This window comes from Streptococcus sp. 1559 (assembly GCF_013276735.1).
Taxonomy (GTDB): Bacteria; Bacillota; Bacilli; order Lactobacillales; family Streptococcaceae; genus Streptococcus; species Streptococcus pseudopneumoniae.
Window position 1 is genome coordinate 1 of the sequence record NZ_VMLO01000121.1, and the last position, 7,615, is coordinate 7,615.

Below are 7,615 nucleotides of genomic sequence, written 5' to 3' on the forward strand. Positions count from 1 at the left end.
TTTATCCTCGAGTAAATTCAAGAACTTGCTCGGAAATGAATCTTATACTCAATGAAAATCAAAGAGCAAACTAGGAAACTAGCCGCAGGCTGCTCAAAACACTGTTTTGAGGTTGTAGATAAGACTGATGAAGTCAGTCACATATATAATCCAAGACGACGTTGACGCAGTTTGAAGAGATTTTCAAAGAGTATTAAACACCGAAACAGGGAGTGAGTCCGAGGCTCATTCCCTATTTCAACATTTTCTATTATGGTTTTACAACTTCTGCTGCTTCAACCTTACCATTGTTCATGGTCATCATGTAAGCAGTTTTGACTGTGTTGTGGTCCGCATCGAAGCTTGTTTGACCAGTTACACCTTCAAAATCTTTTGTTTTAGCAAGATTATCCTTGATTTCACCTGAGTTTTTAGCACCTTTTGCTGCATTTGCTACAAGGTGAACTGAGTCATAAGCCAAGGCTGCAAATGTTGAAGGCTCTTCATTGTACTTAGCACGGTATGCATCAAGGAAGGCTTTTGCTTTAGCTGAAACTTCTACAGTAGTTGAGAAGCCTGAAATAAAGTAGATGTTTGATGCTTTTTCAGCAGTTGCTTGTTGTACAAACTCTTCACCGTTGAATCCATCACCACCAACGATTGGTTTGTCAATTCCCATACCACGCGCTTGGTTTACAATTTTACCAGCTTCAGTATAGTAACCAGGAACGATGATAGCATCAAAATCTTTCCCTTTCATTTTTGTAAGGGCTGCTTGGAAGTCTGTGTCACCTGCTACGAAAGTTTCATCTGCAACGATCTCACCCTTGTATGATTCGCGGAAGGCTTTAGCAATCCCTTTAGCATAGTCACTGGCATTGTCAGTGTAAAGAACAACTTTCTTAGCATTTAATTTTTCAGAAACATAGTTTGAGATAATTTTTCCTTGGAAGCTATCTTGGAAAGTTCCGATAAAGAGGTAATCTTGACCTTTAGTCAATCCATCTTGAGTCGCACTTGGCGAAATCAATGGAACACCTGCTTTTGTAGCGTTCGCTACCGCAGCTGCAGTCGCACCAGATGTCGCAGGTCCTACGACTGCTGATACTTTAGATTGGGTTACAAGGTTAGTTGTAACTGAAGCAGCCTCAGCTGTTTCAGACTTATTATCTTTATCAACTACTTCGATTTGTTTTCCATCGATACCACCTGCGGCATTGATTTCATCAACAGCCAATTGGGCACCTTTTTGTTCAGCTGTTCCGTATGCAGCTAAAGAACCTGATTCTTCAAAGTTAAACCCGATTTTAATTGTCTTTTCCTCTACTGAGTTACCAGCAGTGTTGACTGCTCCAGACTTCACTTCTCCACAGGCTGCAAGAAGTGCTACACTTGCAAGCGCCACAAACGATAGGGCAAATTTTTTCTTCATCTTTTTTGTCTCCTTATTTCTTAAATAGTCTGTTAAGAATATATCGAATTATCAGAAAATTGTCAACACTTTTCTTTAAATTTTTATCTGATAACGTTTTCCTATCGGTAAAGGTTGCCCACAAAGGGTGTTTCCAGTTCTTGGATATGACAAACTCTGACTTTTTTGATAAACTTTTCCTTGCTCAAGCGCCCGACCAATTGCTCCACTTCTTGAGTTGGAACATAGAGTTGTAAGTAACGATGTTTCTTGGAATGATAGGTAATATCTCCATAATCCTGCAGTTTTTTGGCATCACGATTATAGTAAAGATAGATAATCAAGCCAGATCGATTGACTTTTTCAAACATGATAAATCCTCTTTCTAAGAAATCTCTCCCTATTATACCAAAAAAAGCAAACCCAGTCGAGTTTGCCTCCTTTGATTATTAGTTCAATGAATTGTTGGCCATGATTTCATCAATGAAGCCATATTCAAGTGTTTCTTGGGCGCTCATCCAGTTATCGCGTTCTGCATCTGCATGGACTTTTTCGATTGACTGACCTGAATTTTCAGCCAAGATTTTTTCCAAGGTTTTACGAGTTTTAAGCAAATGTTCTGCAGCGATAGCCATATCAGTTTGTTGGGTACCACCACCTGTACCACCCATTGGTTGGTGAATCATATACTCTGCATTTGGAAGCATGAAACGTTTGCCTTTTGCTCCACTTGATGCGATGACCGTCCCCATAGATGCTGCCATACCCATAACGATGGTTTGGACATCTGCCTTGATAAAGTTCATGGTATCAACGATTGCCAAACCAGCTGAAACGGAACCACCAGGTGTATTGACATAAAGGTAAATATCTTTTGTACTATCTTGGGCATCCAAGAAAAGCAATTGGGCAATAACAGAGTTAGCCATATTGTCTTCAACTGGACCTGTCAGCATAATGATGCGGTCTTTAAGAAGACGTGAGTAAATATCGTAGGAACGTTCTCCACGGCTTGTTTGTTCAATAACTACAGGAATCATTCATTTCTCCTTTTGAGTTTTAATTTTGTTGGTCAAATGACTGAAGATAAGACTATTATAATATCTTGGTCAAAAAAGGTCAAATTTTTGCTCTGCTTTCATTAGACAGAAACAAAAACCCAACCTCCTTTCGTGACTAGAAATACTTTTCCAAGTCATTCTTCTTTTCGATCTTATTTTGTACCGAACAAGCGGTCTCCAGCATCTCCAAGACCTGGAACGATATAACCGTGTTCGTTCAAGCGTTCATCCAAGGCTGCTGTAAAGATTTCTACATCTGGATGAGCTTCTTGAAGGGCTTTTACACCTTCTGGTGCTGATACAAGGCAGACAAATTTAATATTTGATGCGCCACGTTTTTTAAGTGAGTCAACGGCCAAGATTGCTGAGCCACCTGTTGCCAACATTGGATCTACTACAAAAATTTGACGTTGGTTAATGTCCTCAGGCAATTTCACCAAATACTCAACTGGTTGAAGTGTTTCTTCATCACGGTACATACCGATGTGGCCAACTTTAGCAGCTGGAACCAAGCTCAAGAGACCATCAACCATCCCGATACCTGCACGCAAGATTGGAACGATAGCCAATTTCTTACCTGCTAATTGTTTTTGAACTGTTTTTGTAATTGGTGTTTCGATTTCCACATCTTCTAGTGGAAGATCACGAAGTACTTCATACCCCATCAACATTGCAATCTCATCTACTAGCTCACGAAAAGCTTTTGTAGAAGTATCTGTACGACGCAAAATTGACAATTTGTGTTGAATCAGCGGGTGATTAATAACTTCAATTTTTCCCATTTTTGGAATTCCTTCTTTCAATTTATTCTTCTTATTATACCAAAAAACGGTTTAAAAATCTTTCTAAACCATTTATTTTTGATAATTTTTACATTAGATCAGCCTCTTTAAGAGCTTCCTGTACTGTCTCAAGTGGTAAATGGGTCAATTCTGTCCCTTTTTCTTGATAAAGGTATTGGGCGTAGTCATCCATTCGGTACTGGTTGATATAAACCACGCGCTTGCAACCAACCTGCAATAATTGTTTGGTACAGTTGAGACAAGGAAAATGGGTTACATAGGCTGTAAAACCTTTAGGAACACCACGCTCAGCCCCTTGAAGAATGGCATTAACCTCAGCATGAAGGGTGCGAACACAGTGTCCTTCAATGACCAGACATTCGTGATCAATACAATGCTCGGTACCTGACACCGAACCATTATAACCAGTGGAAATAACCTTATTATCCTTAACCAGAATTGCGCCCACTTTGGCACGTTTACAAGTGGAACGATTGGCAATTAGTAATGCTTGGGCTGCAAAATACTCATCCCAGGCCAGTCTTTTTTCAGTCATCTCTTTTCTCCTATTTCTCTATTTTTTAAAAAATGGTAACCGTAAATCCGCTATCTTTTCAGCAGGTACCTTCATGCCATCCTTGATCCATTTTAAAAGGACTGAGACGATGGCTGAACTCCAGAAGGAATGAAGATAAGAGCTGACACCTTTTGATTTCCCATGGTATTTTTCTAGAAATTCCTGCATGGCTTGGACAAAGATTTTTTCCAGATGGTAATCCAAGGCCAATTGAATCACTCTAACTTCCTTTCTGGCCTCCCGGAAAAGGTGAACCCAAACCAAATAAAGGTCTGTCTTTAAATCGTAATGATGCAGCTGTTCCATAATATTGTGGACAGTTCGTTTAAAGACGCTCTCTAAAATTTCCTCTTTGGAGTCATAATTGCGATAAAAGGCCGCACGCGAAACACCTGCACGTTTGACCAATTCAGAAATACTAATCTTGGTCAGTTCCTTTTTTTCCAAGAGTTGCAAGAGGGCTGTTTCAATGGCTTCTCTGGTTAATAAATTGGATTCTTGGTTTGATTTTCTGAGATTTTCAAGAGACTTTTCAGAGATTCTACGTTCAGACATAACATTTTCTTTCTACTTGTCACAACAGACGGATGATGCTTTTGTTTCAAGGGTTTTCATGATATAATTGTAAAAAAAGACAGAACCTTTGTCAATGTATAACTGACAAAGATGGAGAATTTCTATGACTTGGAAGATTATTGCTGACTCTGGTTGTGATTATCGTCAACTGCCAACACCAGCTATTAACACAACCTTTGTAAGTGTCCCCTTAACCATTCAAGTAGCTGATCAGGTCTTTGTTGATGATGCCAGTCTTGATATTGACCATATGATGGAAACCATGTATGCAACCGCAGAAGCTTCAAAATCAGCTTGTCCAAGCCCAGATGATTATTTGCGAGCATTTGAAGGTGCCAAAAACATTTTCCTAGTAACCATCACTGGTACTCTTTCTGGTAGTCACAATAGTGCTCAACTGGCCAAGAATATTTATCTGGAAGAACATCCTGACACTAAGATTCATGTAATTGATAGTTTGTCTGCTGGTGGTGAAGTTGACCTACTCGTAGAAAAATTGAATGACTTGATTGCCCAGGGCTTGTCTTTTGAAGAAGTGGTTGAAGCTATCACCGCCTATCAAGAAAAAACTAAGTTGCTCTTTGTCCTAGCCAAAGTCGATAACTTGGTGAAGAACGGCCGTTTGAGCAAGCTTATCGGTACGGTCGTTGGCCTTCTCAACATTCGTATGGTCGGAGAAGCTAGTGAAACTGGAACTCTCGAATTGCTACAAAAAGCAAGAGGAGCAAAGAAGTCAGTTCAAGCAGCCTATGAAGAGTTAGTGAAAGCAGGATATGCTGGTGGCCGTATTGTCATGGCCCAACGCAATAACGAGAAATGTTGCCAACAGCTTTCAGACCGAATCCGTGAAACCTTCCCACAGGCGGATATTAAAATTCTCCCAACATCTGGTCTCTGCAGTTTCTATGCAGAAGATGGCGGTCTGCTGATGGGCTATGAAATTGATTAATTGCATTCTTGACAAGAGGTAACCATCATCTCTTGTTTTTTTTTGTGGTACAATAGAGCTATGAAACATTTTGATACTATTGTCATCGGTGGAGGACCTGCTGGTATGATGGCTACGATTTCCAGTAGCTTTTATGGACAGAAAACCCTCCTCATCGAAAAAAATCGGAAACTTGGAAAAAAGTTAGCTGGGACTGGTGGGGGACGTTGCAATGTGACCAACAATGGTAGCTTGGACGACCTACTAGCTGGAATTCCTGGAAACGGACGCTTTCTTTACAGTGTTTTCTCCCAGTTCGATAATCATGACATCATCAACTTTTTTACAGAAAATGGTGTTAAACTTAAGCTCGAAGACCACGGACGCGTCTTTCCAGCCAGTGACAAGTCTCGGACTATTATCGAAGCTTTGGAAAAGAAAATCACTGAACTAGGTGGTCAAGTTGCTACTCAAACCGAAATTGTTTCGGTTAAAAAAATCGGCGAACAGTTTGTCCTTAAGTCCGCAGACCAAACCTTCACTTGTGAGAAACTCATTGTCACAACTGGTGGAAAATCCTATCCTTCTACTGGTTCGACTGGTTTTGGTCACGAGATTGCCCGCCATTTTAAGCATACCATTACCGAGCTTGAAGCTGCTGAAAGTCCTTTATTAACAGATTTTCCACATAAGGCCTTGCAGGGAATTTCGCTGGATGATGTGACTCTAAGTTATGGCAAGCGTGTCATCACTCACGATTTGCTTTTTACCCACTTTGGTTTGTCAGGTCCTGCTGCCCTACGTATGTCTAGCTTTGTCAAGGGTGGGGAGATTCTCTCACTGGATGTTTTGCCTCAACTTTCTGAAAATGACTTGGTTGCATTTCTAGAAGAAAATAGGGAAAAATCTCTAAAAAATACCTTAAAAACTTTGCTTCCAGAACGCTTGGCAGAATTTTTTGTGCAAGGCTATCCTGACAAAGTCAAACAACTGACTGAAAAGGAACGTGAACAACTTGTCCAGTCCATTAAAGGACTTAAAATTCCTGTAACTGGAAAAATGTCTCTTGCCAAGTCCTTTGTCACCAAGGGTGGCGTCAGTCTCAAGGAAATCAATCCCAAAACTCTGGAAAGTAAGCTGGTTCCTGGACTCCACTTTGCTGGCGAGGTACTGGACATCAACGCCCATACGGGGGGCTTTAACATCACTTCTGCCCTCTGCACCGGCTGGGTGGCGGGAAGTCTGCATTATGATTAAAGAACTTTTAATAGAAAAAATCGGAAGATTACTCCTCCGATTTTATTTTGCTTGAGTTTGGACATAGTGGGCAATGACATCTGATGTGTACTGGGCTGTTCCAGTACCAAATTTGTCAATATTTTCCTTAAACTCTGGGTTATAGACGTAGCCTTTACCGATATGACCGAATACTTCAATAGTACAATCAAATCCATAAGTACTAATGGCTTGCAAGAGCTTGGCTGTTTGCTCTTGGTTTTCAGTTGCTGTTACAGGCAGACCAGCTTGAAGATTTTGTGCTAAGGCTTGAAAAACTTGGTTGAAGGCAGCCGTAGCCTCGTCTTCGTGACCTTTCTGGCGCTCCAGCGCTTGGTCCATGACTTCTTGTCCATATTTCTCTACCGCCTCTTGGTGGTATTTTTGATGGTCTTGGTAGTTAAATCCAGCAAATTTCTCTTGAATGCTCATTTCTCTTTCTCCTTTTTGTTCTTGAATGGTTTTTTGCAAGGTTGAAATCAAGGTATCCAGATGTTCCCTTTCTCGAGTCAAATAGTCCAACTGCCTGGTCAAATGAGGCAATAAATCTGTCCTTTCTTCCTTTAATAGCTCTGCTATTTTTTCTAAAGAAAAGCCTAGATATTTGTAGTAAAGAATGACCTGGAGACGTTCCAAATCCTCCTGACTGTAGGTTCGATAGCCGTTTTCCGACTTTAAAGGAACCAAAAGTCCTATCTTATCGTAGTGGTGCAGGGTCTTGACAGAGACACCCGAAAGCTGTGCAGCTTCTTTTATATGGTACATGATTTCCTCCTTATACTCAATGAAAATCAAAGAGCAAACTAGGAAGCTAGCCGTAGGTTGCTCAAAACACTGTTTTGAGGTTGTGGATAGAACTGACGAAGTCAGCTCAAAACACCGTTTTGAGGTTGCAGATAGAACTGACGAAGTCAGTAACATCTATACGGCAAGGTGAATCTGACGTGGTTTGAAGAGATTTTCGAAGAGTATAGTAGATTGAAATAGACTGTGAACAAATTGATAAGGAAATTTTAAAGTAATTCC

General features: G+C 40.5%; 10 protein-coding genes. 3 read left to right on the forward strand and 7 right to left on the reverse strand.

What is annotated here, in order from left to right; genetic code table 11:
- Window positions 1-250 precede the first annotated feature (250 nt).
- The 6 genes from HT688_RS11060 to HT688_RS11085 all read right to left on the reverse strand — a co-directional run bounded on the left by HT688_RS11060 (window position 251) and on the right by HT688_RS11085 (window position 4,365).
- A complete protein-coding gene (locus tag HT688_RS11060) occupies window positions 251-1,411 on the reverse strand; it encodes an ABC transporter substrate-binding protein (RefSeq protein WP_172923797.1) in 1,161 nt (386 codons plus the stop codon).
- 101 nt (window positions 1,412-1,512) lie between these two features.
- The gene (locus HT688_RS11065) at window positions 1,513-1,761 is read right to left on the reverse strand and encodes a YlbG family protein (RefSeq protein ID WP_000462126.1); all 249 of its coding nucleotides are present in this window, start codon (window positions 1,759-1,761) and stop codon (window positions 1,513-1,515) included.
- A gap of 78 nt (window positions 1,762-1,839) precedes the next feature.
- Window positions 1,840-2,430 (reverse strand): ATP-dependent Clp protease proteolytic subunit ClpP, encoded by a 591-nt coding sequence (gene clpP, locus HT688_RS11070; protein ID WP_000613465.1) that lies wholly within the window; start codon window positions 2,428-2,430, stop codon window positions 1,840-1,842.
- Window positions 2,431-2,603: 173 nt separating this feature from the next.
- Entirely contained in the window at window positions 2,604-3,233 is a 630-nt protein-coding gene (upp, locus tag HT688_RS11075; protein ID WP_000515975.1) for a uracil phosphoribosyltransferase, read from the reverse strand.
- A gap of 88 nt (window positions 3,234-3,321) precedes the next feature.
- Window positions 3,322-3,789, reverse strand: a complete 468-nt coding sequence (locus HT688_RS11080; protein WP_000136974.1) for a deoxycytidylate deaminase — start codon at window positions 3,787-3,789, stop codon at window positions 3,322-3,324.
- Between the two features lie 18 nt (window positions 3,790-3,807).
- Entirely contained in the window at window positions 3,808-4,365 is a 558-nt protein-coding gene (locus HT688_RS11085; RefSeq protein ID WP_000004147.1) for a TetR/AcrR family transcriptional regulator, read from the reverse strand.
- 124 nt (window positions 4,366-4,489) lie between these two features.
- Between HT688_RS11085 and HT688_RS11090 the strand changes: the two genes are divergently transcribed.
- Together HT688_RS11090 and aao are read left to right on the forward strand one after the other, a co-directional pair.
- Window positions 4,490-5,335 (forward strand): DegV family protein, encoded by an 846-nt coding sequence (locus HT688_RS11090; RefSeq protein WP_000219931.1) that lies wholly within the window; start codon window positions 4,490-4,492, stop codon window positions 5,333-5,335.
- Between the two features lie 60 nt (window positions 5,336-5,395).
- Window positions 5,396-6,571 (forward strand): aminoacetone oxidase, encoded by a 1,176-nt coding sequence (gene aao, locus HT688_RS11095; protein ID WP_000680044.1) that lies wholly within the window; start codon window positions 5,396-5,398, stop codon window positions 6,569-6,571.
- A 42-nt stretch (window positions 6,572-6,613) separates the two neighbouring features.
- Here aao and HT688_RS11100 read toward each other — a convergent pair whose 3' ends face one another.
- Entirely contained in the window at window positions 6,614-7,354 is a 741-nt protein-coding gene (locus HT688_RS11100) for a MerR family transcriptional regulator (RefSeq protein WP_172923798.1), read from the reverse strand.
- A gap of 19 nt (window positions 7,355-7,373) precedes the next feature.
- Between HT688_RS11100 and HT688_RS11940 the strand changes: the two genes are divergently transcribed.
- Window positions 7,374-7,526: a hypothetical protein gene (locus HT688_RS11940; RefSeq protein ID WP_240148177.1), complete on the forward strand. Its 153-nt coding sequence runs from the start codon at window positions 7,374-7,376 to the stop codon at window positions 7,524-7,526.
- Window positions 7,527-7,615: the final 89 nt, after the last annotated feature.

Coding starts and splice junctions, on each gene's coding strand:
- HT688_RS11085 (WP_000004147.1), bottom strand. CDS start 4,365: ATGTCTGAACGTAGAATCTCTGAAAAGTCTCTTGAAAATCTCAGAAAA.
- upp (WP_000515975.1), bottom strand. CDS start 3,233: ATGGGAAAAATTGAAGTTATTAATCACCCGCTGATTCAACACAAATTG.
- HT688_RS11940 (WP_240148177.1), top strand. CDS start 7,374: ATGAAAATCAAAGAGCAAACTAGGAAGCTAGCCGTAGGTTGCTCAAAA.
- aao (WP_000680044.1), top strand. CDS start 5,396: ATGAAACATTTTGATACTATTGTCATCGGTGGAGGACCTGCTGGTATG.
- clpP (WP_000613465.1), bottom strand. CDS start 2,430: ATGATTCCTGTAGTTATTGAACAAACAAGCCGTGGAGAACGTTCCTAC.
- HT688_RS11090 (WP_000219931.1), top strand. CDS start 4,490: ATGACTTGGAAGATTATTGCTGACTCTGGTTGTGATTATCGTCAACTG.
- HT688_RS11060 (WP_172923797.1), bottom strand. CDS start 1,411: ATGAAGAAAAAATTTGCCCTATCGTTTGTGGCGCTTGCAAGTGTAGCA.
- HT688_RS11100 (WP_172923798.1), bottom strand. CDS start 7,354: ATGTACCATATAAAAGAAGCTGCACAGCTTTCGGGTGTCTCTGTCAAG.
- HT688_RS11065 (WP_000462126.1), bottom strand. CDS start 1,761: ATGTTTGAAAAAGTCAATCGATCTGGCTTGATTATCTATCTTTACTAT.
- HT688_RS11080 (WP_000136974.1), bottom strand. CDS start 3,789: ATGACTGAAAAAAGACTGGCCTGGGATGAGTATTTTGCAGCCCAAGCA.